Raw genomic sequence first — 25,207 nt, 5'->3', positions numbered from 1 at the left:
CGTCCGTTTGAGGGCCCCCGTCCGTGGCGCTGCCGGCGCATGAACCGGGAGCAACATGGGCGGCGATGTCGACCTGCCGCACACGGCGGCGGGACTACCCTTGCCGCTACCGTCCTCGCAGGAGCACCCATGCGGGCCTCCCGTCTTTCCAGCGCTGCCGTCGCCTGTGCCAGCGCCCTGATCCTGTCGGCCTGTGGTGGCCGCGCCGCCGACAGCACCGTGCTGCGCGAGTCCTTCGACTCCGGCGACACCTTCTCGCGTACCGTCGAGGGGCGCCCTGCGGAGGCCTGCGAGGCCGCGCGCCGCACGCTGCTCAGCCAGGGCTATGCCATCGCCCGTGCCGATGATGCCCAGGTGGAAGGCAACAAGAACTTCCAGCCGCGCGAGGACGATCATGAGCAGCTGGTGCTGCGCATCTCGTGTGCGCCGCGTGGCGGCCAGGCGCTGGTGTTTGTCAGCGCGGTGCAGGACCGTTACGCGCTGAAGAAGAGCCCGACGTCGGCCAGTGTCGGCGTGGGCGCATTGGGCTCGGTGTCGCTGCCGTTCGGCAGCAACGACGACTCGCTGGTGAAGGTGGCCAGCAGCACGGTCACCGATGCCGAGTTCTATCGCCGCTTCTTCCAGCGCCTGCAGCAGTACCTTCCCGCTGCAGCGGGCGCGTCTTCGCCATCGCCATCACCGGCCACAGCGCCGGAACCCGCACCGGCGGCGACGGACCAGGGCTGAGCGTGCGCGGCAGGTGGCTGAGCGTGGCCCTGCTGCTGGTGCCATCGTGGGTCGTGGCAGCGCCGTCGCTGGACTGTGCACAGGGCCTGCTGCAACGGCTGGGCTGGCGCTTCGAGGACGCGGCCGTGAGTGCACCGCAGGTACACGGCGGCGCAGTGTGCACGCGTGCGTCGCTGGCTGCGGCGCAGGCCGCCGGCGATCTGCAGGTGCGTTGGCCAGCGGCCCTCGCCCTGACCGCACGGCAGGCGCTGCTGCAGCAGCTGCTGGATGATCCGGCCACGGTCTGCGCCTACGCGTTCGAGCTGGGCGCAGCCACGCGGCGTGCGACGCAGGCACTCGAGGGCAATCCCGGATTCCGGTTCTCCGGCCTGCAGCTGGGCTGGATCGGCTTCGGCGTGCACGGTGCGCCGGCACAGGGGTGGCAGCGCACGCGCAGCCTCGGCCGTGGCTTCATGCCCAGTGCGGGCAACAGCCGCGCACTGGAGGCGTTCTACAGCGGGGCCGTGCGTGCCGAATGCGGTGTCGGTCGCCAGGTTGCGCAGCTGGCCACCCAGCGCGAGCTGTACGGCGACGCTGCGTTCGACGCCGGCTTTGCGGCGGATGAACTGTCGATCGGCACCTTCCTCGCGCTGCACCGGACCGACAGCATTCTGCTTGGCGCGCACGCGGGTGATTTCTTCGCTGATGGCAAGGCAGTGCGCACCTCGGCGATGGGACGGCAGGCGTTCGTCGGCGTGCCCGGTTTCATCGAACATGTGTACGACAAAGGCACGCTGGACGACCTGAGCAACCAAGCCGAGAACTTCGTGGTGGTCGAGGTGGGCGAGGATGCTGCGCGGGCGCTGGCCACGCACGGCGGCCTGGCCTGGTATGACCAGCGCAATGCCGAGGTGTGGGCACTGGCGCAGGACATACCGCGTACCGGCCAGCGCTACTTCGAGCGGCTGCTGTACGAGCGCGATCCACAGCTGCGCGCACGGCTGGCGCCGCGCTACCACGCGGCGCTGGCGCGCATGGATCAACTGCTGGACGATCCGTTCTACCGGCAGTTCGTGATCTACGTGCATCCACGCGGTATACGTCCCATCGGCTACCACATCGCCCGGCTGCTCGACCGCAACCCGCGAACCCCGTTTTCGATCGACCTGGCGGTGCACAATCTGCACACCACGCTCTACCGGCGTTGGCGCGAGGCGCAACTGCGCCACTGCGCGGCTACCGGCAGGCCAGGCAGCCTGACCCTAGACCCCAACTGAAGGTGAAACAATGGACATTGCAATGATCGGCCTTGGCCGCATGGGGGCCAACATGGCCCAGCGCCTGCATCGCGGCGGCCACCGCGTGGTCGGCTACGACCCGGGCGAAGGCGCCCGCGAGCGCGCCGCCGAGGCGGGCCTGGAGGTGGTCGATTCGCTGGCCGCCGCCGTGGCCGCGCTGCCGGTGCCGCGCGTGGTGTGGCTGATGGTGCCGGCCGGTGAAACCGTCGACCAGACGCTGGGCCAGCTGACCCCGCACCTGGCCGAAGGTGACATCGTCATCGACGGCGGCAACTCCAACTACCAGGACTCGATCCGCCGCGCCAGGGCGTTGGCCGAGGACGATCTGGGCTACGTCGACTGCGGCACCAGCGGTGGCGTGTGGGGCCTGCAGGAAGGCTACAGCCTGATGGTCGGTGGCGAAGCGTCGGTGGTGGAGCAGATCGCACCGCTGCTGCGCACGCTGGCACCGGCCGAGGACCGGGGCTGGGGTCGTGTCGGCCCGTCCGGCGCTGGCCACTTCACCAAGATGGTCCACAACGGCATCGAGTACGGAATGATGCAGGCCTACGCCGAAGGCTTCGCGCTGATGGAGCGCAAGCAGGAAATGGAACTGGACCTGGCCCAGGTCGCCGAGGTGTGGCGCCACGGCAGCGTGGTGCGTTCGTGGCTGCTGGACCTGAGTGCCGAAGCCCTCAAGCGCAATCCGTCGCTGGATGGCATCGCACCGTACGTCGAGGATTCCGGTGAAGGCCGCTGGACCGTAGCCGAAGCAATCGCATTGGACGTGCCTGCACCGGTGATCACGTTGTCGCTGCTGGAACGCCTGCGTTCGCGCGAATCCAATTCGTTCACCGACCGCCTGCTGTCGGCGATGCGCAATGAATTCGGCGGGCACGCGATCAAGAAGTCGTAAGCACTGCGGTGGGTCAGAGCCCTTCGGCGTTGCCGAAGGGATCCGACCCCAGGCAGATCGGGGTCGGATCCCCTTCCGCAGGAAAGGGCTCTGACCCCATGCAGCCAGTCGAGCATGGCTCGACTCTACAAGAGCCATCTCACGGATAGCCGCCTTTTGCTGTTGCTGTTGAGGTTGCCGGCCAGCGGCCGGCACTACCGTTTCTGCCGGTGCAGGGCGCAGCCCTGCCGATCACCCCAACGCGATCCGCCGCCCTTCGCGCGCGCTGTCCATGCCGGCCTGCAGCAGCCGCATCAGCTGCAGGGCCTGCACCGGGCTGACCGTGGCTTCGCCCTCGCCGTGCATCGCCGAGGCGAACTGTGCATACAGGCGGCGGTAGTCGCCGGGCAGATTGTCGACGGTGCTGCGCTGCACGTTGTCTTCGGCATCGCAGCGCACCAGCTCGCCATGCCGCGGATCAATGCCCCAGCCCGGTGCGCCCGGCGCAACGCCGCGGCGCAGCTGCGCCTCCTGTACGTCCAGTCCGTGCTTGATCCAGCTGGCGGTGCTGCCATGCACGCTGAAGTGCGGCGTCTGCGCTGCCACCAGTGAACCGGCGTGGACGATCGCCCGATGCCGCGGGTAGTGCAGTATCGCGTGGAAGTAATCGATGCCGCCGCCGCCTTCGCGCTGCACGGCCAGATCGGCATCGATGGCGTCGGGCCAGCCGAACAGCACCAGCATCTGGTCCAGCAGGTGCGGACCGAGGTCGTACCACAGGCCACTGCCGGGCCCGTCCTGTTCGCGCCAGCGGTCGCGCACCTGTGGCCGGTAGCGGTCGAAGTGCGCGTGGCACTCGGCCACGTCGCCCAAGGTGCCTTCGGCCAGCAGCGACTGCAGGGTGAGGAAGTCGGCATCGAAACGCCGGTTCTGGAACACGGTGGCGATGCGCCCGGCGTTGCGTGCCGCCGCCAGCACCGTTTCCGCTTCGGCCACGTCCAGTGCGAACGGCTTGTCGACCAGCACATGCTTGCCTGCCGCCAGCGCCGCGATGGCCAGTGGCGCATGCTGTTCGTTGGGCGTGGCGATCACTACGGCATCCACGGCCGGATCATCGAATACCTGCTGCGGCGTGGCACGCACGTGCACATCGCTGAACGTCCGCAGCAGCGTGTCGCGTTGTGAACTGACGATGCTGTGCAGCGCCAGCCCGGGCGTGTGCTGGATCAGCGGCGCATGGAAGACACGGCCGGCGAGGCCGTAACCGATCAGGGCCAGTTGCAGGTCGGGGCGCATGGCAGGGCTCCGGCAATGGGGAAGGGCAGGGTAAACGACGATGGCGGACGAGCCCAAACTGAACCATTGGCATCGCCGGGCTGCCGATTCACGGCAGCATGACCGCAACGCCACGCCTGCTCCACGTGCGCTTGTCCAGACTGGCAGCACATTCCGAAGGAGTACGACACGATGAGCAATACGACCCGCACGCTGATTGCCTCGGCCCTGACGCTGGGCCTGGCCATGTCCTCCTCGGCCGCATTCGCCAAGGATCCGGCCGCGAAGAGCCCGCCGACCAGTGCCCACCCGACCACTCATGCTGATCGCCATGACTCCAATGAGCCGGTGACCGACACCTGGATCACCACCAAGGTGAAGGCTGACCTGCTGGCCAGCAGCAACGTTCCGGGCACCGAGATCAAGGTGGAAACCGTGAACGGCGTGGTCAGCCTGAGCGGCGCCGTCGCCACGCAGGCGGAGAAGGACAAGGCAGTCAATACCGCCAAGGGCATCAAGGGCGTGACCCGCGTCGATGCCGCCGCGCTGAAGGTCAGCGCCGCCGCCAAGCGCTGAACAGCCACCACGCGTTGAACAGGGTGGGCGCCCCGCAAGGGGCGCCCACTCGCGTATGGGGCCGGCTGCGTGAGCCCGGCCAGCCTGCCGCGCTTCGGGCTCCAGAGTTGTGATCGCCTGCGCTATATTGCCGGTTCCGCCGCAGCCGGGCTCCGCCCCAGGTCCCGCTCCGCGGCCGTGCTGACGAGGAACTATGGCGCTGGTTTTCAGTGACGACATCTGGGACCGCTGGCGGTTGCCGGCTCTGGCGCTGGCGGCTGCCGCGATCATCGTGGTGCCGTGGTTGACGCTGCGCAAACTGCAGCAGGACAGCGAAGAGGCGATGGCCTGGGTCAACCATACCCAGGCCGTGGGCGTGGCACTGCAACAGCTGCAGGCCGATGTGCGCGACGTCGAATCGGCCGCCCTGACCCTGTCCAAGGGCGTGGATGCGCCCGGCCTGCGCGAGCGCATGGCCAAGGCCAACGACATTCCCGGACGGCTGGCCGAGCTGGGGCGGATGACCCGCGACAACCCCGAGCAGCTGATCCGCATTGGCCGCATCGAATCGATGCTGGACGGCCGCCTGGCGGTGGCACGCGAACTGGCCCGGTCCGAACCGAACAGCGACCAGCGCGAACTGGTGCAGGACCTGAGCACGCGGTACCCGATCCGGGGCCTGGTGGAAGAACTGCAGGCCAGCGAGCAGACGCTGCTGGCACGGCGTGCAGAGCAGGCCGCGCGCCAGCGCAAGCAGACCGAACTGGTCGCGTGGAGCTCGCTGGTGATCCAGCTGGCGCTGCTGGGCCTGGTGCTGTGGCTGCTGCAGCGGCAGATCGGCCGCCGCCTGCATGCCGAACGCCAGTCGCTGCGCTCGGCCGCGCGTGCGGCGTCGGTACTGCAGACCGTGCGCGAACCCATCGTGCTGCTCGACCGCGACCTGCGCGTGCAGCTGCACAACCCGGCGTTCGCCGAACTGTACGACCTGCAGGACGAGCGTGCCGATGGCCTGCTGCTGGAAAACGTCGGCGACGGCGCCTGGCGGGATACGGTGGTGCGCCAGCGCCTGGCCGATGTGTTGTCGCGTGGCCGCGAGCTCTGGGACTTCGAGCATGAACAGCGTACCGCCGATGGCATGGTGCGCTACATGATGCTCAATGCGCGCCGCATGCCGCTGCCCGACACCGATGACGAGGTGGTGCTGCTGACCATCAGCGACGTCACCCTGCAGCGCGCAGTGCAGTTGCGCGTGGAAGAGCTGAACCGCCAGCTGGAAGGCAAGGTCGCGCAGGTGTCCGAGGTTAACCGCGAGCTGGAAGCCTTCAGCTATTCGGTCTCGCACGACCTGCGCGCGCCGCTGCGCCACGTGGCCGGATTCTCCGACAAGCTGTCGCGCCACCTTGGCGATGCTGCCGATGACAAGAGCCGCCACTACCTGGAGGTGATCTCCAGTTCCGCCCGTCGCATGGCGGCGCTGATCGACGACCTGCTGGTCTACTCGCGCCTGGGCCGTGCGGCGATGCGCCAGCAGGCCGTGGACATGCAGTCGCTGGTGGCCGATACCCGCGCCATGCTCGATGCCAACCTGCAGACCGAGGCCGAGAACAGCGGTCATGCGCACCGGGTGGAGTGGAGCATCGCGCCGTTGCCGATCGTGGTGGGCGACGAGAACATGATCCGCCAGGTCTGGCTGAACCTGCTTGGCAACGCGGTGAAATACTCGGGCAACCGTGAACCGGCGAAGATCCGCGTGGACTACCAGCCGCAGCCCGATGGCGGCCATCAGTTCACGGTCAGCGACAATGGTGCAGGCTTTGACATGGCTTACGCCGGCAAACTGTTTGGTGTGTTCCAGCGCCTGCACAAGGCCAGCGATTATCCGGGCACCGGCATCGGCCTGGCCAGCGTGCGCCGCGTGCTGACCCGCCATGGCGGCCGCATCTGGGCCGAGGCCGAGCCGGACGTCGGCGCCACCTTCCACTTCTACCTGCCTCCCGCGAACGACGCGGACAAACAAGGGCCTTCTGCATGACCACTCTGCGCACCATCCTTCTCGCCGAAGACAGCCCGGCCGACGCCGAAATGGCGATCGATGCCCTGGAAGAGGCGCGCCTGGCCAATCCCATCGTGCACGTCGAAGACGGCGTGGAAGTGATGGACTACCTGCTGCGTCGCGGCGCCTTCGCCGAGCGCGAGGAAGGCCTGCCGGCGGTGCTGCTGCTGGACATCAAGATGCCGCGCATGGATGGCCTGGAAGTGCTGCGGCAGATCCGCGAGCACGAGGAGCTCAAGCGCCTGCCGGTGGTGATCCTGTCGTCCTCGCGCGAGGAAAGCGATCTGGCCCGCAGCTGGGACATGGGCGTGAACGCCTACGTGGTCAAGCCGGTGGATGTGGACCAGTTCTTCGGCGCAGTGCAGACCCTGGGCAAGTTCTGGGCGTTGATCAACCAGGCACCGGAACTCGAGTGAGCCCATGCCCCTGACCGGTCCCGCCCTGGGGGCGCTGCGCATCCTGCTGGTGGAGGATTCACCGGAAGATGCCGAGCTGATGTCCGAACAGATGCTCGATGCGGGCCTGGACGCCCGTTTCGAGCGCGTCGAGAGCGAGGCTGAGCTGCGCCAGGCACTGGCCGCGTTCCAGCCGGACATCGTGCTGTCCGACCTGAGCATGCCGGGGTTCTCCGGTGATGATGCGCTGCGCATCGTGCGCGAGACCTCGCCGGAAGTGCCCTTCATCTTCGTCTCCGGCACCATGGGCGAGGAGAACGCGGTGGCGGCGCTGCAGAAGGGCGCCAACGACTACATCATCAAGCACCTGCCGGCACGCCTGCCCTCGGCGGTCGCGCGTGCGATCCGCGATGCACGCAGTGCGGTCGAGCGCGCACGCGTGGAAACCGAACTGATGCGTGCGCAGCGCCTGGAAAGCCTGTCCCTGCTTGCCGCCGGGCTCAGCCACGACCTGCGCAACATCCTGCAGCCGTTGCTGATCATGCCGGACCTGCTGAAGGCCCGTACCGACGATCCGCAGCTGCACCACCTGGCCGATGTCATCGCCGAGTGTGGCCGCCGTGGCCACGAGATGGCCGAATCGATGCTGTCGTTCGTGCGCGGATCGCGCAAGCCGAGCGAGCGCATCGAGATCAAGGGCCTGTTCGATGCGGTGGCCCTGCTGTTGCGCAGCAACGTGCCCGACGCCGTGCGCCTGGAACTGCAGGTGCAGGATGAAGGCCTGGTGGTCGACGCCAACTACACCGAACTGCAGCAGGTGATGCTGAACCTGGCGCTCAACGCGATCCAGGCGATGCCCAACGGTGGCCGCCTGAGCCTGACCGCCAGCCATGCCGGCCAGCGCGATGGCGTGGACTGGATGCGCATCTGCGTGGCCGATGAAGGCATCGGCATGGACGCGGACACGCTGTCGCACCTGTTCAATCCGTTCTTCACCACCAAGGCCGATGGCACCGGCCTGGGCCTGATTTCCTGCAAGCGCATCGTGGAAGGCGCCGGCGGCAGCATCCATGTCAGCAGCCAGCCGGGGCAGGGCACCTGCTTCGAACTGCGCTTGCCCATGCACGAAGCCAGCGACGGCAGCGAGCCGATCGAACAGCTGGTGGCGTTGGGCAGTGGCCAGTCGATCCTGGTCGTCGACGGCGAGGCCACGCGCCTGTCGCTGCTCGGCAATGCGTTGTCCAGCCAGGGCTACCAGCTGCAGCTGGCGTCCGATGGCCCGGCGGCGCTGCGCTGGATGCAGCAGGAGGCGATGCCGGCCCTGGTGATCGCCGATGCCGGTTCCAAGCTGCTGCCGGCCAGCCAGCTGTTGGGCGAGATGGCCGCGTTGGGCTATCGCGGGCCGGCGCTGGTGCTGGAGGATGCCGCGGTGGCCGTGCCCGCCGATGCGTTCCCGCCCGGCGTGGAGGTGCATGTGCTGCGCAAGCCGCTGCAGATGCAGCAGGTATTCCGCGCGGTGGCCGAAGCGCTGGGCTGATGCCACGGTAGTGCCGGCCGCTGGCCGGCATCCCTACGTGGTGGGATCAACGCGGTTGCCGGCCAGCGGCCGGCACTACCGGTCCAGGGTTTCCCAGGGGAAGCGCGGCAGCGCGTCCACCGCCTGTTCCAGCCGCCGCGACCAGTTCTGGTGGATGTCGGCATACAGCGTGGAATCCGCGCCCAGCCGCAGCTGCTGGCCGATGCGCAGTTCGCCGTCGCGCAGCAGCGCCAGATCGATCGGCAGGCCCACCGACAGATTGGAACGGATGGTGGAATCGAGCGACACGATCGCCGTACGCGCGGCATCCTCCAGATGCGTGGCCGGGCTGAGGATGCGGTCGAGGATCGGCTTGCCGTACTTGGATTCGCCGATCTGCAGGTAGGGCGTCTCCGGCGAGGCGGCAATGGCGTTGCCGAGCGGGTAGATCATGTACAGCCCGGGCCGCTCGCCGGCGATCTGGCCGCCGAAGATCAGCGTGGCCTGGGTGTTGACCCCGTCATGGCCGTGTTCGCTGTGGCTGCTGTGCACCTGGCTGTCCACCAGCAGCTGGCCCACATACGCGGCGGCTTCGAACAGGTGGGTCATGTCGCGCAGGTTGGGCACGCGTCGCTCTGCGGCGTCGCGGCCCAGGCGCGACACCAGCAGCTGGGTGGTGGCCAGGTTGCCAGCCGCCATCAGCACGTAGGCTGCCTGGCCGGGATACTCGAACACGTGCAGCTTGCGATGCACGCGCACATCGTCCAGCGAGGCATTGGTCCGGGTGTCGGCAGCGAAGACCAGGCCCTCGTCCACCTCGATTCCAACGCAATAGGTCATGTCGGTGCCCTATCATGTGCGTCCCGGATTGTAGGCAGGCCGCCGTGACGACGGCATGTCCACGCCCCCCAAGTGCCGTCACCTGAACCGCATGACCACCGTGCTCCTGAGCCTGGGCAGCAACGTCCAGCCCCGCCGCTACCTCCACGCCGCGGTGACGGCCCTGCGCGAGCGCTTCGGCGCGCTGCAGGTCTCGCCCGCCTACCGTACTGCCGCGGTCGGCTTTGATGGCCCGGCCTTCCTCAACAACGCGGTGGCGATCGAGACCGGCCTGCCGCTGCAGGAACTGGACGACTGGCTGCATGCGCTGGAGGATGCGCATGGCCGCGACCGCAGCGGGCCGCGCTTCTCCGACCGCACCCTGGACATCGACGTGGTGTTCTATGGCGACCTGGTGGTGGAAGGGCCGGGGCACCTGCGCATCCCGCGGCCGGAGCTGAAGCACGCGTTCGTGTTGAAGCCGCTGGCCGACATCGCGCCGGACTTCATCGATCCGGTCAGCGGACTGGACCTGGCCACGCTGTGGCGCGCGCACCCGCAGTTTGGCGAGGCGTTCGAGGTGGTTGACCTGGAATGACGGGGCTGCCGGCCAGCGGCCGGCACTACCGGTAGTGCCGGCCGCTGGCCGGCAACCTCTCAGCTGACCGTACGCCCGCCATCCACGCGCAGGGTATGGCCGGTCACGAAGCTGGCCTCGGCCACCAGCCAGTACACCGCCTCGGCGATCTCCTCGACCGTGCCGATCCGCGCCAGCGGCGTGCGTGCCAGCAGCGCCTCGCGCGCGAAATCGTCCTTGCCCTGTTCCGGCCACAGGATCGCCCCCGGCGCGACCGCATTGACCCGCACCTTCGGTGCCAGCTCCAGCGCCAGCGCGCGGGTGGCCATCTCCAGCGCGGCCTTGGCCATGGTGTAGGCGATGTGGTCGCGCATCGGGTCGGTGCCGTGCAGGTCGGTCAAATTGACGATGCAGCCCTGCTGGCGGCGCAGGTAGGGCGCCGCCGCCTGTGACAGCAGCAATGGCGCGCGTGCGTTGACCGCATACAGCGCGTCCATCGCCTCAGCGGTGACCTGGCCGAGCGGGGTGGGGAAGAAGTTGGACGCGTTGTTGACCAGCGCATCCAGGCGGCCGAAGTGGGTAACCGCCTGTTCCACCAGGTCGGGCAGGGCGTCGGCGTCACGCAGGTCGGCCTGCAGGGCCAGCACGCTGCCGGGGCGCACGTTGTCGAAATCGAACGCGGCCTGCTGCAGCTCGGCGCTGGAGGTGTGGGCGTGCAGCACCACCGACCAGCCGCAGGCATGGAACTGGCGGGCGATGGCCGCACCGATCCGGCGTGCGCTGCCGGTGATCAGGACCACGGGGTGGGTGTCGCTCATCGAGGGTCCTCCAAGGCTCGGCTATCCTGTGCACCATTGTCACCGCATTCGAAGACGCCATGCAGCCCACCTTCCCCCTGCCCGAAGCCGATGCCCTGGCCCACAGCGACCAGCTGGCGGCCGCCCTGCGCGCCGAAATCCTTGCCCATGGCGGGGCGATGCCGTTTTCCCGCTTCATGGAGCTGTGCCTGTATGCGCCCGGCTGGGGCTATTACAGCGCGGGTGCCAGCAAGTTTGGTGGCAGTGGCGATTTCACCACCGCGCCCGAGCTCGGCAGCCTGTTCGCCGGCAGCGTAGCCAATGCGCTGGCGCCGGTATTCGCACAGCTGGGCGCGCAGGCGCGCCTGCTGGAACTGGGGGGCGGCACCGGTGCATTCGCCGAGGCGGTGCTGCTGCGCCTGGCGGAACTTGATGCACTGCCGTCGCGCTACGCCATCCTCGAACCCAGCGCCGACCTGCGCGAGCGCCAGCAGCAACGGCTGCAGCAGAACCTGCCGGTGGAGCTGGCCGCGCGCGTGGACTGGGTCGACCGCCCGTTCGAAGAGGACTGGGAGGGCGTGGTGTTTGCCAACGAAGTGATCGACGCGCTGCCGACGCCGCGCTTCCTGATCCGGGACGGCGAGGTCTACGAGGAAACCGTCGAGCTGGATGCCGAAGGCAACTTCATCCGTGGCGCGCAGCCGGCCGACATCCTGCTCAACGGTGCGGTGCGCCACATCGAGCGCTACCTGGAGCGCCCCTTCGCCGAGGGCTACCGCTCCGAAGTGCTGCCGCAGCTGCCGTACTGGTTGCAGGCAGTGGCGGGCGGCCTGCAGCGCGGCGCGATGCTGTTCATCGACTACGGTTACAACCGTGGCGAGTTCTACCAGCACGACCGTGATGAGGGCACCGTGCGCGCGTTCTACCGCCACCACGTGCACAACGACGTGCACCGCTGGCCGGGCCTGCAGGACATCACCGCGTCGGTGGATTTCACCGCGATGGCCGAGGCCGGCATGCACGGCGGTTTCGAGCTGGCGGGCTACTGCAGCCAGGCCAGCTTCCTGCTCGGCAACGGCCTTGACCAGGTGCTGTCGCTGGCCGAGGAGCGCACCGATGAAGTCGGCCGTATCCAGCTGCGCGACCAGGTGAAGAAGCTGACCCTGCCGACCGAGATGGGGGAGCGCTTCCAGGCGATCGGCCTGCAGCGCGGCGTCGACTTCGAGCCCGCCTTCGAGCTGGGTGACCTGAGCTGGCGCCTGTGAGCGATGCGCTGCCGCTGATCAAGCCGCTGCGGCGGCCGCGGCTGTGGATCGCGCTTTGGACATTGGCGGTGCTGCTGGTGATCGTGGTCTGCCTGATCCCGCCGCCGCCGATCCCGCTGCCGGAAAACGGCGACAAGGGCGAACACGTCCTCGCTTACTTCATCCTGGCCGGCAGCGCGGTGCAGCTGTTCCGTCGCGGTCGTCCGCTGCTGTGGGTGGCCGTGGGCCTGGTGCTGATGGGGATCGGCATCGAGTTTGCGCAGGGTGCATTGACCGATGACCGTATGGCCGATCCGATGGACGCCATCGCCAACACGGTGGGCGTGCTGGCGGGCATGGGCACGGCATTGACCCCCATGCGCGACCTGCTGCTGCGCTGGCGCGGGTAGGGTCGTGCCAACGCAGGTTGGCACCTAACCGTAGATCCACGCCATGCGTGGATGGAATCAGTAGATCCACGCCATGCGTGGATGAACTGTCCGAGGTACCGACCAAGGTCGGCACCCACCCGGACAGGCCTGCCGTCATTTCCCCAGCGTGACCTCATCCAGCACCCACATCGCCGGGCGCGTGTCGCCGGTGAAGTTGATGCACAGGTCAGCGGTGCCCTGCGTCCCCTTCGGCAGCGCCGCACGCAGCGTCACGAAGCCATCGGCATCCGGCTTGGCCGGCAACGGCACTTCCGCCAGTACCTTGCCGCTGCAGTCGCCACGACGAACCAGCATCTCCCCATGCGCGCGCTTGGGCTTCTCGAAGCGACGCTTGGGCTCGTCGTGGGCCAGCTGGAAGTAGTACGGAATGCGCCCCGCGCGGACTTCCACGCTGCCGATGCCGTCCAGCTGCGCCTGCGGCCAGCGCCAGCACGGCTGGAAGATGTCCACGTTGAACACCGCACGCGTTCCCTCGCGCGGGCCATCGTCTTCCAGGCGCAGCACCAGACCTTTCTTGCCCACGCAGCTGAGCAGTTCATCGCTGCGGCGGCTGAGCAGCGATTGTGCGCTGAACGCCGCGACCGTCGGCTTCGCCGCCAGCATCTGGCCCTGGTAGAACGCGGCGGCCTGCACGGTAGCGGGCAGCTGCGCGGTCAGCGGCTGGTGGTACAGCGGTGACTGCGCCGTCACCGGCTGGCCATCGGTGCTGTAGCGCACTTCATAGCCCAGCGGGTTGGCCAGCGACACGGTCACGGAGTTCTTCGCGCGATCATCGGTGTAGTCAACGCCCACTTCGAACGGCGTCTGCGCGTAGGCCAGGCCCCAGGCGCGGTAGCGTTGCAGCTGCGAGGGCAGGCGCGCGAGGAAATCGCGGAAGTCGCGATGTTCCGGCGTGCTCCAGCCGGTCTCGGCCACTGCGGCCAGGCGTGGGAACAGGTTGTGCTGCAGGCGCGCGTAGGTGCGCGTGTGTTCGGTGAACATGTTGGCCTGCAGGCCCAGGATGTGCTGGCGCTTGTCGGCCGCAAGCTCGGCCGGCACCGGTTCGAAGTTGTACAGCTTGCCGAGGTTGACCTGGGTCGGGCGGCCGGGAGGTTCGTTCGGCGAGGCCGTCTGCAGGTAGTCCAGGTACAGGTAGCCGACCGGCGACATGACCACGTCATGGCCGGCACTGGCCGCGGCCAGGCCACCTTCGGTGCCCTGCCAGGACATCACCGTGGCCTGCGGCGGCAGCCCGCCTTCGAGGATTTCATCCCAGCCGATCAGGCGCCGGTCGTGCTCCTCCAGGAAGGTTTCCAGGCGCTTGATGATGTGGCTCTGCATGGCCATCTCATCCTTGATGCCCAGCTCGCGCATGCGCTTCTGCACCTGCTTCGAGGCGATCCACTGGTCCTTGACCGCTTCGTCGCCCCCTACGTGCACGTACTTCGCCGGGAACAGCTGGATCACTTCCTCCAGTACGTTCTCCAGGAAAGTGACGGTGCCGTCCTCGACGTTGAACAGGTTGGGGAACACGCCCCATTCGCTGATCGGCTTCAGCGGCGTGCCGATCGAGCCCAGTTCCGGGTAGGCGGCGATCGCAGCCGTGGCGTGGCCGGGCACGTCGATTTCCGGGATCACCTGGATATGCAGCTTCGCGGCATAGGCAATCACTTCGCGGATCTGGTCCTGCGTGTAGAAGCCGCAATACGGATGCTCCTTGCCAGTGACCGGATCGATGCCACCGTCGCCGGCCGGGAGGCGGCAGCTGCCCACCTCGGTCAGCTTCGGATAGCGCTTGATCTCCATGCGCCAACCCTGGTCATCGGTCAGGTGCCAATGGAAGGTGTTGAGCTTGTGCGCGGCCATCGCATCGAGCACGCGCTTGATCTCGTCCAGGCTCTGGAAATGCCGTGCCGAGTCGAGCATGAAACCGCGCCAGCTGAAGCGTGGCGCGTCCTGGATCTGCACCGCTGGCAGCACGCCGTTGCTGCCGCCGGTGGCGAGCTGGGCGAGGGTGGTTGCGCCATAGAACAGGCCGGTTTCGTTGCCGGCCTGTACCACTACGCCCTGTGCGGTGCTTTCCAGCGTGTAGCTCTCGCCGCTGTCGCGGAAGGTGGGCACGATCTGGAAGCGGATGCCACCGGTGCTGGCCGCCGTCTTGCCCTTGGCCAGCGCCAGGCGCGGGCCGCCACTGCGCGCCAGCAGGTCGGCGAACTGGCTGGCGACGCGCTGTGCGGCCTCGCCTTCGGCCAGCAGCACGGTATCGGCGCGCACGGTGATGCCGCTGCCCTGGCCGCGTTGCACAGTGGCTGGCGCGGGAATCAGCATCAGGCTGCCGGTGCGCAGCTGCGGGCCGGGGGCTTCGGTGGCGGGCGTGGGATCGGCGGCCAGCGCCGGCAGTGCCGGCAGCAGGGCGATCAGGCTGCCCAGCAGCAGCGCGCTGCGCATCCGGGCGCGGGAAGGCTTGACCATCGGAACGACTCCTTGGAACGGTGCGATGAACGCTATACATGAAAAACGCCGGGCCCGGAATGACCCAGGCCCGGCGTGCGTGCACGACTCGGCGATGTTGCTGCCGCTGGATCAGTACTTGAAGCGGAAGTTGAGGTAGTACTGGCGACCGTTGCTGTAGAACGAGGTCGGGATGGCCGCGGTCTGGTAGTACTTGTAGGTCGGGTTGTTGAGGTTCAGGCCATCCAGGCTGATGCTCAGCCAATCGGTGGCCTTGAAGCTCAGCGATGCCGACAGCGTGCCGAAGTCATCCTGGTAGTACGGATTGGTACCGGACAGGCTGATCAGGAACGAGGAACGGCGGGTGTAGCTGACGCGGGCACCGAAGCGCTCGTTCTCGAAGTAGGCACCCACGTTGTAGGTGTTCTTCGAGGTGCCCAGCAGGTTGTGCGAGCCATCCGACCAGGTATGCGAGGTGGTGCCGTTGGCATAGGTGTAGTTGGCATTGATGCCGAAGTACTCGCCGATCGGCTGCTCGTAGGCCACTTCCACGCCGGTGACCTTGCCGTCGGCATTGATCGGGGTGGAGATCTGGTAGGTCTCGAGCTGGTTGGTCAGTTCGCTGTACAGCTGGCGCGAGACCACGTCGAAGGCGATGTAGTCCTTCAGGTCCATGTGATACGCGCCCACCGACAGCAGGCCGCGCGGCATGAAGTACCACTCCAGGTTGGCGTCCAGGTTGGTGGACAGGGTCGGCTTGAGGTTCGGATTGCCGCCGCCGCCGGTGCGGTTCAGGTCCGAACCGTACGAGGAGGCACCCAGTGCCGAGTAGTCCGGCAGGGTCTGGGTCTGCGAGGCGGCGACACGCAGCACCAGCGAGTCGTCCAGGTCGAACTTGATGTTGGCGCTGGGCAGCACACGGTTGCGCTTGTTCTGGAAGGCCAGGCGCTCCCACATGCCGAACAGGCTGCTGACATCGGCATCAGCGGCCTTGCTGACGGCGTTGTAGGTGTCGATGTCCTGCTTGATGTTGACGTAGCGCAGGCCGACGTTGCCGCTCCACCAGTCGCCGCGGAAGTTGGCCTGCACGTAGCCGGCGAAGTTCTTTTCCTTCACCTTCCATTCGGCGCCGTAGTTGTGGCGACCGGTCGGGCCATCATTGCCGGCCAGCCAGGTGGAGTTGTTGGTCACCGCGTCCTTCAGCGCGCCCGGCGTGAAGTACCAGAGGTTGCGCGGGAAGGTGCCGCCGATGTCACCGGCAAAGCCGCTGGGATAGTTGGCCGTCGCGCCGTTCTTCAGTGCGCTCCAGATGTCGCCCGGCGTTGCGCCTTCCGGCGACAGTGCTTCGCGCTTGTGGTCGGCAAAACGCAGGCCGAAGTCGATCGAGCTCAGCACGCCGCCATCGTTGAAGTACTGGTTGAAGTCGAGCGTGGCCCACTTCTCCTTGTCTTCGGCGGTGACCTGCTGGTTGCCCCAGGTGCCGAAGCTGGTCACGCCGTTGGGCGAGATGTCGCCGCCGACGTTCCAGTCGATCGGCGAGCCATTGCCGTGGGTGGCCCAGCTGGCGCCGCCGCCGTTGGCCAGGGTGACTTCGGCGATGTACTGGCGCGGCGTTTCGCCGGTGCCCTTGGTGCTGCCGGCCTGGAATTTTGCCGTCAGGCTGTCGTTGATCTGCCAGTCGGCATCGAAGGTGACATAGCTCGACTTGGCCTTCGACTCACGGTAGATCATGTCGTACACCGCGTAGTCGGTGCCCGGCACGCCCCGGTAGGTGGCATTGGTCAGCACGCCATCCTTGACCACATAGCCCGGATCGGGCGCCTGCGACTTGGCGAAGCTGTTGCCGAACATCATGAAGTTGCGGTTGTAGTTGTTCGCCTTCAGCTCGGAGCTGAAACCATTCAGGCCGAGGGTGAGGCTGTCACTCGGCTTGAACTGCAGCGAGACCAGGCCGCCCTTGCGCTCGCGGGTCTGTTCGAACAGGGTCGAACCCAGCAGGCCCGGAACGTTGACGCCGATCAGGTCCGGATTGGTCCTGGCGACCGGATCGTTTGCGCCGATCTTGAAGAAGCCACCCGGGATTTCCTGCGCTTCACGGCGCAGTTCGCGCTTCTGGCTGAAGCCCTGCACCATCACGCCGAAGGTGCCTTCGTCGTTCTTGTAGTTGAACAGCGCCGAATACTGCGGGTCGTTCGACTTGGCCTGGTCCGAGCGCACCAGGCCGATCGAGCCTTCCGCGGTGAACGGCTTGGAGAACTCCAGCGGCTTGCGCGTGATGATGTTGACGGTGCCGGTGGTGCCACCGTCCTGCAGCTTGGCCTGCGAGGACTTGTTCACTTCCACCGAGCTGACCAGTTCGGACGGCAGCAGCGAGTAGCTGACGCTGCGGCCGACGTTGTTGCCCTGGCTGAGCACGAACCAGTCGGCCGAACCGACGGTGTGGCCGTTGATCAGGGTCTGGGTCAGGCTCGGGCTGGTGCCGCGCAGGCTGACACGGTCGGCTTCGTCGAAGCCGCCTTCATCGGCGCTGGACGAGCTGATGTTGACGCCCGGCAGGCGCTGCAGGGTGTCGGCGACGTTGTGCGCCGGCAGCTTGCCCACGTCTTCGGCGGTGACCACTTCCACGCGCGCATTGGCTTCGCGCTTGGTGTCCAGCGATTTTTCCATCGAGCCGCGGATGCCGGTAACGGTCACGGTGTCCAGGTCGGTGGCGGTCGGGGCAGCCTGCTGCGCGTGCGCACTGAAGGCGATGCAGCTGACGATGGCGGCCGAAAGCAGGGTCTTGCGGGTGTTCATGATGTCTCTCCTCATCACTCGATTGGATGCCGGCGGCGGTGTTCGATAACGGTTGCGATGACATGCGCGGGGCGGCGGCGAAGTCCCGTGCGTTGGCGTGCCACGTACTGCGTGCTGCGATTGCGTTGAAGCCTGTTGCGGTGTCAGGCCGCGGACTGCTGCAGGTACCAGCTGGCCGCGCCGACCACGCCCAGCTGGCCGTGCTCGACGACCTTCACCGGGATGCGTGCCAGCGCTTCGCCCATCGGTCCCTTCTGCAGGTAGCGCTCGACGAAGGTGCTGGCGTGCAGGTATTCGCGGATCTGCGGCAGGATGCCGCCGGCCAGGTAGACGCCCCCATGCGCGCCGTAGAACAGCGCCATGTCACCGATGGTGCTGCCGAGCAGGCCGCAGAACACATCCAGCGCCTGGCGCGCGCGTGCATCGGTATCGGCCATGGCCGCAGCGGTGACCGCATCGGGGCTGGCCAGCGTCGGCGCCTGCCCCTGCAGCGCGCAGACCGCGCGGTACAGGTTCATCAGGCCCGGGCCGGAGATCGCATGCTCGATCGACACATGGGCGCGATCACGCTGCATGTGGCGGACGATGGCCATTTCCAGTTCGGTGCTGGCCGCCAGGGTCGGCTGGCCGGCTTCGGTGGGCAGCACCACCGGGCCGTGCGCGGTGGGGATCCACAGCGCGGCGCCCAGGCCGGTGCCGGGGCCGACCACCAGGGTCGGGCCACGCGCGGCGGTGTCCGGGCCGCACAGGTGCAGCACGCCGCTGGCGTCGACCTGCGCGGCAGCGTAGGCCACCGCCTCGAAGTCGTTGACGATGTAGACCCGCTGCAGGCCCACATCAGCTTCCACCTGGCGCGCCGACAGCGGCCACGGCAGGTTGGCGGTGATCACGGTGCCGTCCTCGCGGGCGTAGCCGGCGCTGGCGACCACGCAGTGCGTGGGGCGCGGGCCTTCGCCCAGGAAGTCGGACAGGATCGCGCTGAGACCGGCGTGGTCGGCGTTGCGGTACTTGCGGTATTCCAGCACCTGCACCGGATGGGCGGCATCGCCGCTGGCCTGGACCCGGGCCACGCGCACATGGGTGCCACCGACGTCGGCGGCCAGGAACGAGGGCGCGACGCGGGACAGGACATGGGCCGGGGCGGGGTGGCTGGCGGTCACGCGGGCTCCTGCTGCAGGTGGGGCCGGCCCCGGGATCGGGAGCGGCGATTGGGCCGGAGTCTGTAACCGCGCTGACAACGATGTCAACGAGTTCGTGACACTTTCGTTGCTGCGCCGCAACGAATACGCCAGGCGGTAAACGTTTACATGGCGTGAATGCGGGATTCACGCGGGAACCGTTGTGCCATGGGGTTCAAGCCGCGCAGCGCATTCAGCGTGATGCACGGCTACTGCGTTGCGCAGTGCAACATGGGTAGCAGGGGGCGTCGGATGGAAGTTGACAAACCGCCGTTGTCCATCGAAAGAATGTGACAACGTTGTTCCCAGCCACTCTCCGACGCCGCGTTCTGCGGCCGTCGCCGCAGGAGCCCTCCTGATGTCCGCCGTCCCCGCTGCAAGCGCGCGCCCGAACGTGGCCACCTCCATCGCCATCGTCGGCGTGCTGTTCTTCCTGATCGGCTTCTTCACCTGGCTCAACGGTCCGCTGATCACCTTCGTCAAGCTGGCCTTCGAACTCAGTGAGGTCGGCGCCTTCCTGGTGCTGATGGTGTTCTACCTGTCCTACTTCTTCCTGGCCCTGCCAGCGTCGTGGATCCTGCGCCGTACCGGCATGAAGAAGGGCCTGAGCCTGAGCCTGCTGGTGATGGCCGGGGGGGCCGCCCTGTTCGGCGAATTCGCCACCCAGCGCTGGTACCCGGGCGCGCTCGGCGGCCTGTTCGTGATCGGCAGCGGCCTGGCCCTGCTGCAGACCGCGATCAACCCCTACATTTCCATCCTCGGCCCGATCGAGACCGCAGCGCGCCGCATCGCCCTGATGGGCATCTGCAACAAGATCGCCGGCATGCTCGCCCCAGTGCTGATCGGCACGCTGGTGCTGCATGGCATCGGCGACCTTGATGCGCAGGTGCAGGCGGCTGATGCGGTCACCAAGGCCGCGCTGCTGAACGAGTTCGCTGCCAAGATCCACACCCCGTACCTGGCGATGGCCGCGCTGCTGGTGGTGCTGGCGGTGGCCGTGCTGTTCTCGCCGCTGCCGGAAATCAAGTCGTCCGAAGCCAATGCCACGCCGGTCGCCGCCGGTGCCGCCGAACGGCGCAGCATCTTCCAGTTCCCGCACCTGTGGCTGGGCGTGTTGTGCCTGTTCGTCTACGTGGGCGTGGAGGTGATGGCCGGTGATGCGATCGGTACCTACGGCCATGGTTTCGACCTGCCGCTGGACCAGACCAAGATGTTCACCTCGCTGACCCTGGGCGCGATGCTGGTCGGCTATGTCGTCGGCCTGCTGCTGATCCCCAACGTGGTGTCGCAGTCGCGCTACCTGACCATCTCGGCCGTGCTGGGCGTGGTGTTCTGCCTCGGCGCCTGGGCCACCCACGGCTACGTCTCGGTGGCCTTCGTGGCCCTGCTGGGCTTCGCCAACGCCATGATGTGGCCGGCGATCTTCCCGCTGGCGATCCGCGGCCTGGGCCGTTTCACCGAGACCGGCTCGGCGCTGCTGGTGATGGGCATCGCCGGCGGCGCGATCATTCCGCAGCTGTTCGCCGTGCTCAAGCAGCACATCGACTTCCAGCTGGTGTTCGTGCTGCTGATGGTGCCGTGCTACCTGTACATCCTGTTCTACTCGGTGATCGGCCATCGCGCCGGCCTGCCGCAGGACAAGGCCTGATCGGCGATGATGGACGGCAGCCAACCCCAGGGAAAACCCATGCGCAGAGCGACCATCAAGGACGTTGCGGAGAAGGCCAAGGTCTCGCTGAAGACGGTCTCGCGGGTGATCAACAACGAACCTTCGGTGATGCAGGCCACCCGTGCGCGGGTACTGCGTGCCATCGCCGAGCTCGACTACGAACCCGATCCGTCCGCGCGCAACCTGCGCAGCGGCACCACCTTCGTGATCGGGCTGGTCTACGACAACCCGAACCCGTACCACATCATCGGCGTGCAGAACGGCGTGCTGGCCGCGTGCCGCGAAACCGGCTTCGGCCTGCAGATCCATCCTTGCGATTCCAGCTCGCCGCTGCTGGCCGATGAGCTGGCCGACTGGGTACAGCGCTCGCGCCTGGCCGGGCTGGTGCTGACCGCGCCGATGTCCGAGCGCCGCGACCTGATCCAGGCGCTGACCGCGCGTGGCATCAAGCTGGTGCGCATCATCGCCGCCACCGAAGACCCCGCCGACGGTGCCTGCGTGTTCGTCGACGACCGCGAGGCCGCTTACGAGATCACCGAACACCTGATCCAGCTGGGCCACCAGCGCATCGGCTTCCTGTGGGGGGGCAGTTCGCATCGCTCCTCGGGCGAACGCTATGCCGGTTACGAAGCCGCGCTGAAGGACTACGGCATGACCGTGGACAAGCACCTGGTGGTGCAGGGCGATTACACCTTCGACGACGGCTTCCGGGGTGCGCGCCGCCTGCTGGCGCTGCGCGAGCCGCCCACCGCCATCTTCGGTTCCAACGACGAAATCGCCGCCGGCGTGCTGGCCGCTGCCAAGTCGGCCGGCATGAACGTGCCCTACGACCTGTCCATCGCCGGGTTCGAGGACAGCCCGTTCTCGCGCCAGTCGTGGCCGCCGCTGACCACCGCCAAGCAGGCCACCGAGGACATCGCCCGCCACGCCGCGCGCCTGCTGATCGCGCAGCTGCGCAGCGATGCCTACGACGATGCGCCGGCGCCGCTGCACAACCAGGGCTTCGTGCCGCAGCTGGTGGTGCGCGGCTCGACCGCGCCGATGCGCCCGGCCGGCGCACGCCCCCTTCCTTCCGATCCTGCCTGAGCCCGCCATGTCGCTGTCAGACCCCACGTCCACCCTGATGTTCGCCGAGGCCGCCGAAGCGGCCGACGTGGTTGCCCGCCAGTTCTCGCGCAACCACGCCACCCTGGAAACGCTGGCTGCCAGCCTGCGCGCCGCGCCGCCGCCGTTCGTGGTCACCTGCGCACGTGGCAGCTCCGACCACGCCGCTACCTACGGCAAATACCTGCTGGAAACCCAACTGGGCCTGGTGGTCGCGTCGGCCTCGCCGTCGGTCGGTTCGGTCTACGCGGCGCCGCTGCAGCTGCGCGGTGCGTTGTTCATCGTCATTTCGCAGTCGGGCAAGAGCCCGGACCTGCTGCGCAACGCCGAGGCGGCCAAGGCCGCTGGCGCGCGCGTGATCGCGCTGGTCAACGTCGAGGATTCACCGCTGGCGCAGCTGGCCGACACGGTCATTCCGCTGCACGCGGGCGCCGAAAAGAGCGTGGCGGCGACCAAGAGCTACCTGGCCTCGCTGGCCGCGTTGCTGCAGCTGGCCGCGTACTGGAAGCAGGACAGCAGCCTGCTTTCAGCGCTGGACCTGCTGCCCGATGCGCTGCGTGAGGCCTGGCAGTGCGACTGGAGCGCGGTGACCGAGGGCCTGGTCGACGCCACCAACCTGTTCGTGCTCGGCCGTGGCCTGGGCCTGGGTGCAGCGCAGGAAGCCGCGCTGAAGTTCAAGGAAACCTGCAGCCTGCACGCCGAGGCCTACAGCTCGGCCGAGGTCAAGCACGGCCCGATGGCGCTGGTCGACCGCGGCTTCCCGGTGCTGGCCTTCGCCCAGCCGGACGAAACCGGCGCCGGTACCCGTGCGGTGGTCGATGAGTTCACCGCACGGGGCGCGCAGGTGTGGCTGGCCGGTGCCGGTGGCAACCTGCCGGTGGCCGCCGCGCCGCATCCGTTGTGCGCACCGTTGCTGACCGTGCAGAGCTTCTATCGCGCCATCAATGCGCTGGCGCTGCGCCGTGGCTTCAACCCGGACCTGCCGCCGCACCTGAACAAGGTCACGGAGACGGTGTGATGGCAACCGTGCTGCGCAACGCCCGCATCCTGGCGGGCGATGAGTTCCGCGACGACCTGGCGGTGGTGATCGAAGACGGCCGCATCAGCGCGCTGCTGCCCGATGCCGCGCCGCAGCTCGGCCACGCGGCCGAGCAGGTGGACCTGGGCGGCGGCTGGCTGCTGCCCGGCTTCATCGACGTGCAGGTCAATGGTGGCGGCGGCGCGCTGTTCAACAACACGCCGGACGTCGCGGCGCTGCGCACCATCGCGCAGGCCCATCGCCGTTTCGGTACCACCGCGATGCTGCCCACGCTGATCAGCGATGACGTGGCGGTGATGCGCGAAGCCATCGGTGCGATGCGCGAGGCCATCGCGCAGGGCGTGCCGGGGGTGATCGGCATCCACCTGGAAGGCCCGTACATCGCGCCGGCGCGCAAGGGCACGCACGATGCCAGCAAGTTCCGCGTGCCGGATGAAGAAGAGATCGCACTGGCCGCGTCGCTGGACAACGGCGTGACCCTGCTGACGCTGGCGCCGGAGCGCGTGCCGCTGGAGACCATCCGTGCACTGGTCGAGCGGGGCGTGATCGTCGCCGCCGGCCACACCGCAGGCACCTACGAAGAAATCCGCGCCGGCCTGGATGCGGGCGTGCGCGGTTTCACCCACCTGTACAACGCGATGTCGCCACTGCAGGGCCGCGAGCCCGGCGCAGTGGGCGCTGCGCTGGAAGACCGCGACAGCTGGATCGGCATCATCGTCGACGGCGTGCATGTGCACCCGGCCAGCCTGCGCGTGGCACTGGCGGCCAAGCCGCGTGGCCGCCTGCTGCTGGTGACCGATGCGATGCCGCCGGTCGGTGCCGACGATCCCAGTTACGTGCTGTATGGCGAAACCATCACCGCCGTCGATGGCGTGGTGCGCAATGCCGCCGGTTCGCTGGCCGGTTCTGCGCTGGACATGGCCACCGCCGTGCGCAATACCGTGCAGCTGCTTGGCCAACCGCTGGCCGAAGCCGCACGCATGGCGTCGACCTATCCGGCGCAGTTCCTCAACGTCGACGACCGCCTGGGCCATATCGCCGAGGGCTACCAGGCCGACCTGGTGCTGCTGGACGACGCCCTGCAGGTGCGTGGTACCTGGATTGCCGGACAGTACGAGGCCGCCTGATGAACAGTACGCCGCCACGCCGCCTGGGCTCGATCGATGCCCTGCGCGGCATCACCGTGGCGGCGATGCTGCTGGTCAACAATCCGGGTGACTGGAGTGCGGTGTTCGCACCGCTGCGCCATTCGGAATGGCACGGCTGCACGCCCACCGACCTGGTGTTCCCGTTCTTCCTGTTCCTGGTGGGCGTGTCGATGGCCTTCAGCGTGGCGCCGCGCGCGCAGGATACGGCGGCGCGACCGGCGTTGGCGCGCGGCGTGCTGGAGCGCGCGCTGCGCATCCTGGTGGCCGGTGCGCTGCTGCACCTGCTGATCTGGTGGGCGCTGCATACCCATCACTTCCGCATCTGGGGCGTGCTGCAACGGATCGCGGTGTGCGCAGCGTTGGTGGGTGTTCTGGCGGTGTATGCGCGGCCGCGCGTGCAGGTGGGCGTGCTGGTCACGCTGCTGGTGGGCTACACCGCGCTGCTGCTGGGCATCGGTGACCTGGCGCCATGGACCAACCCGGCCAGCCGCCTGGACACCACGCTGTTCGCCCCCTGGATCTACCAGTGGCAGGCCGATACCGGGCTGGGCCATGACCCGGAAGGGTTGCTGAGCACGCTGGGTGCGCTGGCCAGTACCGTACTGGGTCTGTTGGCCGGTGGCCTGCTGCGCAGCGGACGTGCCGCCGCGCTGGCGGGGCTGGGTGCGGTGACCGCCGTGCTGGGCCTGCTGCTGACCGGGGTGTTGCCGTTGAACAAGCAACTGTGGACGCCCAGCTACGTGCTGTGGACCGGTGGCCTGGCCGCGCTGGCACTGTGGTTGGGCCACGTGCTGATCGACCAGAAGGGATGGCCGGCGCTGGGCCGGCGCTTCGGCGTCAATGCGATCACCGCGTATCTGGGGGCCTCGGTGATGTCGGTGGCGTTGATGGCCAGCGGTGCCTGGAGCTGGATCTGGCAGCAGCTGGCCGCCGCGATGCCGCAGGCGCTTGAGCTGGCATCGATGCTGCAGGCGCTGGCGTTCGTCGCGCTGTGGTGGGGTGTGGCGTGGTGGCTGGACCGCCGCAAGATCTATCTGAAGATCTGATGGCACGGGGTCGGATCCCTTTCCGCAGGAACGGGCTCTGACCCTACCCGGGAGGGCACCTCATCCACGCATGGCGTGGATCTACCGGGTGTATCGGCGGCTCAATCCACGCATGGCGTGGATCTACGGGGTGTATCGGCGGCTCAATCCACGCATGGCGTGGAGCTACCCGATGTATCGGCGGTTCAATCCACGCATGGCGTGGATCTACCCGATGTATCGGCGGTTCAATCCACG

The 25,207-nt window shown here is 67.8% G+C and carries 21 protein-coding genes; 15 read left to right on the top strand and 6 right to left on the bottom strand.

Annotation, left to right across the window (positions count from 1 at the left end):
- The first annotated feature begins 129 nt into the window (after positions 1–129).
- Genes AC5P9C_RS15310 through gnd form a run of 3 tightly spaced genes read left to right on the top strand, consistent with a single transcriptional unit; the run spans position 130 to position 2,898 of the window.
- Positions 130–726 carry a DUF2242 domain-containing protein gene (locus tag AC5P9C_RS15310; RefSeq protein WP_057494982.1) on the top strand — a complete coding sequence of 199 codons (597 nt, stop codon included), beginning with the start codon at positions 130–132 and terminating at the stop codon, positions 724–726.
- Between the two features lie 17 nt (positions 727–743).
- Positions 744–1,982: a hypothetical protein gene (locus AC5P9C_RS15305; RefSeq protein WP_343540693.1), complete on the top strand. Its 1,239-nt coding sequence runs from the start codon at positions 744–746 to the stop codon at positions 1,980–1,982.
- A 10-nt stretch (positions 1,983–1,992) separates the two neighbouring features.
- The gene (gnd, locus tag AC5P9C_RS15300; RefSeq protein WP_057494984.1) at positions 1,993–2,898 is read left to right on the top strand and encodes a phosphogluconate dehydrogenase (NAD(+)-dependent, decarboxylating); all 906 of its coding nucleotides are present in this window, start codon (positions 1,993–1,995) and stop codon (positions 2,896–2,898) included.
- A gap of 231 nt (positions 2,899–3,129) precedes the next feature.
- Here gnd and AC5P9C_RS15295 read toward each other — a convergent pair whose 3' ends face one another.
- Entirely contained in the window at positions 3,130–4,173 is a 1,044-nt protein-coding gene (locus AC5P9C_RS15295; protein WP_343540690.1) for an oxidoreductase, read from the bottom strand.
- A gap of 171 nt (positions 4,174–4,344) precedes the next feature.
- Here AC5P9C_RS15295 and AC5P9C_RS15290 point away from each other — a divergent pair, with 171 nt between their 5' ends.
- The 4 genes from AC5P9C_RS15290 to AC5P9C_RS15275 all read left to right on the top strand — a co-directional run bounded on the left by AC5P9C_RS15290 (position 4,345) and on the right by AC5P9C_RS15275 (position 8,692).
- Positions 4,345–4,728 (top strand): BON domain-containing protein, encoded by a 384-nt coding sequence (locus AC5P9C_RS15290; protein WP_049467929.1) that lies wholly within the window; start codon positions 4,345–4,347, stop codon positions 4,726–4,728.
- 193 nt (positions 4,729–4,921) lie between these two features.
- Positions 4,922–6,739, top strand: coding sequence for a sensor histidine kinase (locus AC5P9C_RS15285; RefSeq protein WP_053461397.1), 1,818 nt, complete (start codon positions 4,922–4,924; stop codon positions 6,737–6,739).
- A complete protein-coding gene (locus tag AC5P9C_RS15280) occupies positions 6,736–7,176 on the top strand; it encodes a response regulator (RefSeq protein WP_053461396.1) in 441 nt (146 codons plus the stop codon). The genes AC5P9C_RS15285 and AC5P9C_RS15280 overlap by 4 nt, the downstream gene beginning before the upstream one ends.
- Positions 7,177–7,180: 4 nt before the next feature.
- Positions 7,181–8,692, top strand: a complete 1,512-nt coding sequence (locus AC5P9C_RS15275) for an ATP-binding response regulator (protein WP_049467923.1) — start codon at positions 7,181–7,183, stop codon at positions 8,690–8,692.
- A 75-nt stretch (positions 8,693–8,767) separates the two neighbouring features.
- Here AC5P9C_RS15275 and AC5P9C_RS15270 read toward each other — a convergent pair whose 3' ends face one another.
- Positions 8,768–9,511 (bottom strand): proteasome-type protease, encoded by a 744-nt coding sequence (locus tag AC5P9C_RS15270; protein ID WP_053505139.1) that lies wholly within the window; start codon positions 9,509–9,511, stop codon positions 8,768–8,770.
- Between the two features lie 91 nt (positions 9,512–9,602).
- Between AC5P9C_RS15270 and folK the strand changes: the two genes are divergently transcribed.
- Positions 9,603–10,088, top strand: coding sequence for a 2-amino-4-hydroxy-6-hydroxymethyldihydropteridine diphosphokinase (gene folK, locus AC5P9C_RS15265; protein ID WP_049466693.1), 486 nt, complete (start codon positions 9,603–9,605; stop codon positions 10,086–10,088).
- 59 nt (positions 10,089–10,147) lie between these two features.
- Here folK and AC5P9C_RS15260 read toward each other — a convergent pair whose 3' ends face one another.
- Positions 10,148–10,885, bottom strand: a complete 738-nt coding sequence (locus tag AC5P9C_RS15260; RefSeq protein ID WP_049466695.1) for a pteridine reductase — start codon at positions 10,883–10,885, stop codon at positions 10,148–10,150.
- 59 nt (positions 10,886–10,944) lie between these two features.
- Between AC5P9C_RS15260 and AC5P9C_RS15255 the strand changes: the two genes are divergently transcribed.
- Positions 10,945–12,129, top strand: a complete 1,185-nt coding sequence (locus tag AC5P9C_RS15255; RefSeq protein ID WP_103282024.1) for a class I SAM-dependent methyltransferase — start codon at positions 10,945–10,947, stop codon at positions 12,127–12,129.
- Positions 12,126–12,518, top strand: coding sequence for a VanZ family protein (locus AC5P9C_RS15250; RefSeq protein ID WP_064239194.1), 393 nt, complete (start codon positions 12,126–12,128; stop codon positions 12,516–12,518). Before AC5P9C_RS15255 ends, AC5P9C_RS15250 begins: the two co-directional genes overlap by 4 nt.
- 135 nt (positions 12,519–12,653) lie before the next feature.
- Here AC5P9C_RS15250 and AC5P9C_RS15245 read toward each other — a convergent pair whose 3' ends face one another.
- From AC5P9C_RS15245 to AC5P9C_RS15235, 3 genes are all read right to left on the bottom strand, one after another.
- Positions 12,654–15,011, bottom strand: a complete 2,358-nt coding sequence (locus AC5P9C_RS15245) for a beta-N-acetylhexosaminidase (protein ID WP_343542619.1) — start codon at positions 15,009–15,011, stop codon at positions 12,654–12,656.
- Positions 15,012–15,122: 111 nt separating this feature from the next.
- Positions 15,123–17,786: a TonB-dependent receptor gene (locus tag AC5P9C_RS15240; RefSeq protein WP_057494989.1), complete on the bottom strand. Its 2,664-nt coding sequence runs from the start codon at positions 17,784–17,786 to the stop codon at positions 15,123–15,125.
- A 143-nt stretch (positions 17,787–17,929) separates the two neighbouring features.
- A complete protein-coding gene (locus AC5P9C_RS15235; protein WP_053461389.1) occupies positions 17,930–18,946 on the bottom strand; it encodes a glucokinase family protein in 1,017 nt (338 codons plus the stop codon).
- Positions 18,947–19,322: 376 nt separating this feature from the next.
- On the opposite strand from AC5P9C_RS15235, the gene AC5P9C_RS15230 reads away from it, so the two are divergent.
- Genes AC5P9C_RS15230 through AC5P9C_RS15210 form a run of 5 tightly spaced genes read left to right on the top strand, consistent with a single transcriptional unit; the run spans position 19,323 to position 24,970 of the window.
- On the top strand, positions 19,323–20,612 hold the full coding sequence (locus AC5P9C_RS15230; RefSeq protein ID WP_343542618.1) for a sugar MFS transporter: 1,290 nt from the start codon (positions 19,323–19,325) through the stop codon (positions 20,610–20,612).
- A 39-nt stretch (positions 20,613–20,651) separates the two neighbouring features.
- Positions 20,652–21,719, top strand: a complete 1,068-nt coding sequence (locus AC5P9C_RS15225; protein ID WP_005411045.1) for a LacI family DNA-binding transcriptional regulator — start codon at positions 20,652–20,654, stop codon at positions 21,717–21,719.
- Positions 21,720–21,726: 7 nt separating this feature from the next.
- Positions 21,727–22,755 carry an SIS domain-containing protein gene (locus tag AC5P9C_RS15220; protein WP_414615345.1) on the top strand — a complete coding sequence of 343 codons (1,029 nt, stop codon included), beginning with the start codon at positions 21,727–21,729 and terminating at the stop codon, positions 22,753–22,755.
- Positions 22,755–23,903: an N-acetylglucosamine-6-phosphate deacetylase gene (nagA, locus tag AC5P9C_RS15215; protein WP_057494992.1), complete on the top strand. Its 1,149-nt coding sequence runs from the start codon at positions 22,755–22,757 to the stop codon at positions 23,901–23,903. The genes AC5P9C_RS15220 and nagA overlap by 1 nt, the downstream gene beginning before the upstream one ends.
- Positions 23,903–24,970, top strand: a complete 1,068-nt coding sequence (locus AC5P9C_RS15210) for an acyltransferase family protein (protein WP_343541285.1) — start codon at positions 23,903–23,905, stop codon at positions 24,968–24,970. Before nagA ends, AC5P9C_RS15210 begins: the two co-directional genes overlap by 1 nt.
- The last annotated feature ends 237 nt before the right edge of the window (positions 24,971–25,207 follow it).

Source organism: Stenotrophomonas sp. YJH_SMC_10, assembly GCF_059371555.1.
Note: the sequence above shows the minus strand (reverse complement) of the source record. Positions and strands in the feature narration are given on the sequence as shown.

What these genes read in the sequence shown, in the direction of transcription:
- AC5P9C_RS15230 (WP_343542618.1), top strand. Translation starts at nt 19,323, where the DNA reads ATGTCCGCCGTCCCCGCTGCAAGCGCGCGCCCGAACGTGGCCACCTCC.
- folK (WP_049466693.1), top strand. Translation starts at nt 9,603, where the DNA reads ATGACCACCGTGCTCCTGAGCCTGGGCAGCAACGTCCAGCCCCGCCGC.
- AC5P9C_RS15285 (WP_053461397.1), top strand. Translation starts at nt 4,922, where the DNA reads ATGGCGCTGGTTTTCAGTGACGACATCTGGGACCGCTGGCGGTTGCCG.
- AC5P9C_RS15210 (WP_343541285.1), top strand. Translation starts at nt 23,903, where the DNA reads ATGAACAGTACGCCGCCACGCCGCCTGGGCTCGATCGATGCCCTGCGC.
- AC5P9C_RS15290 (WP_049467929.1), top strand. Translation starts at nt 4,345, where the DNA reads ATGAGCAATACGACCCGCACGCTGATTGCCTCGGCCCTGACGCTGGGC.
- AC5P9C_RS15245 (WP_343542619.1), bottom strand. Translation starts at nt 15,011, where the DNA reads ATGGTCAAGCCTTCCCGCGCCCGGATGCGCAGCGCGCTGCTGCTGGGC.
- AC5P9C_RS15225 (WP_005411045.1), top strand. Translation starts at nt 20,652, where the DNA reads ATGCGCAGAGCGACCATCAAGGACGTTGCGGAGAAGGCCAAGGTCTCG.
- AC5P9C_RS15275 (WP_049467923.1), top strand. Translation starts at nt 7,181, where the DNA reads ATGCCCCTGACCGGTCCCGCCCTGGGGGCGCTGCGCATCCTGCTGGTG.
- AC5P9C_RS15255 (WP_103282024.1), top strand. Translation starts at nt 10,945, where the DNA reads ATGCAGCCCACCTTCCCCCTGCCCGAAGCCGATGCCCTGGCCCACAGC.
- AC5P9C_RS15295 (WP_343540690.1), bottom strand. Translation starts at nt 4,173, where the DNA reads ATGCGCCCCGACCTGCAACTGGCCCTGATCGGTTACGGCCTCGCCGGC.
- AC5P9C_RS15260 (WP_049466695.1), bottom strand. Translation starts at nt 10,885, where the DNA reads ATGAGCGACACCCACCCCGTGGTCCTGATCACCGGCAGCGCACGCCGG.
- gnd (WP_057494984.1), top strand. Translation starts at nt 1,993, where the DNA reads ATGGACATTGCAATGATCGGCCTTGGCCGCATGGGGGCCAACATGGCC.
- AC5P9C_RS15310 (WP_057494982.1), top strand. Translation starts at nt 130, where the DNA reads ATGCGGGCCTCCCGTCTTTCCAGCGCTGCCGTCGCCTGTGCCAGCGCC.
- AC5P9C_RS15280 (WP_053461396.1), top strand. Translation starts at nt 6,736, where the DNA reads ATGACCACTCTGCGCACCATCCTTCTCGCCGAAGACAGCCCGGCCGAC.
- nagA (WP_057494992.1), top strand. Translation starts at nt 22,755, where the DNA reads ATGGCAACCGTGCTGCGCAACGCCCGCATCCTGGCGGGCGATGAGTTC.
- AC5P9C_RS15270 (WP_053505139.1), bottom strand. Translation starts at nt 9,511, where the DNA reads ATGACCTATTGCGTTGGAATCGAGGTGGACGAGGGCCTGGTCTTCGCT.
- AC5P9C_RS15220 (WP_414615345.1), top strand. Translation starts at nt 21,727, where the DNA reads ATGTCGCTGTCAGACCCCACGTCCACCCTGATGTTCGCCGAGGCCGCC.
- AC5P9C_RS15240 (WP_057494989.1), bottom strand. Translation starts at nt 17,786, where the DNA reads ATGAACACCCGCAAGACCCTGCTTTCGGCCGCCATCGTCAGCTGCATC.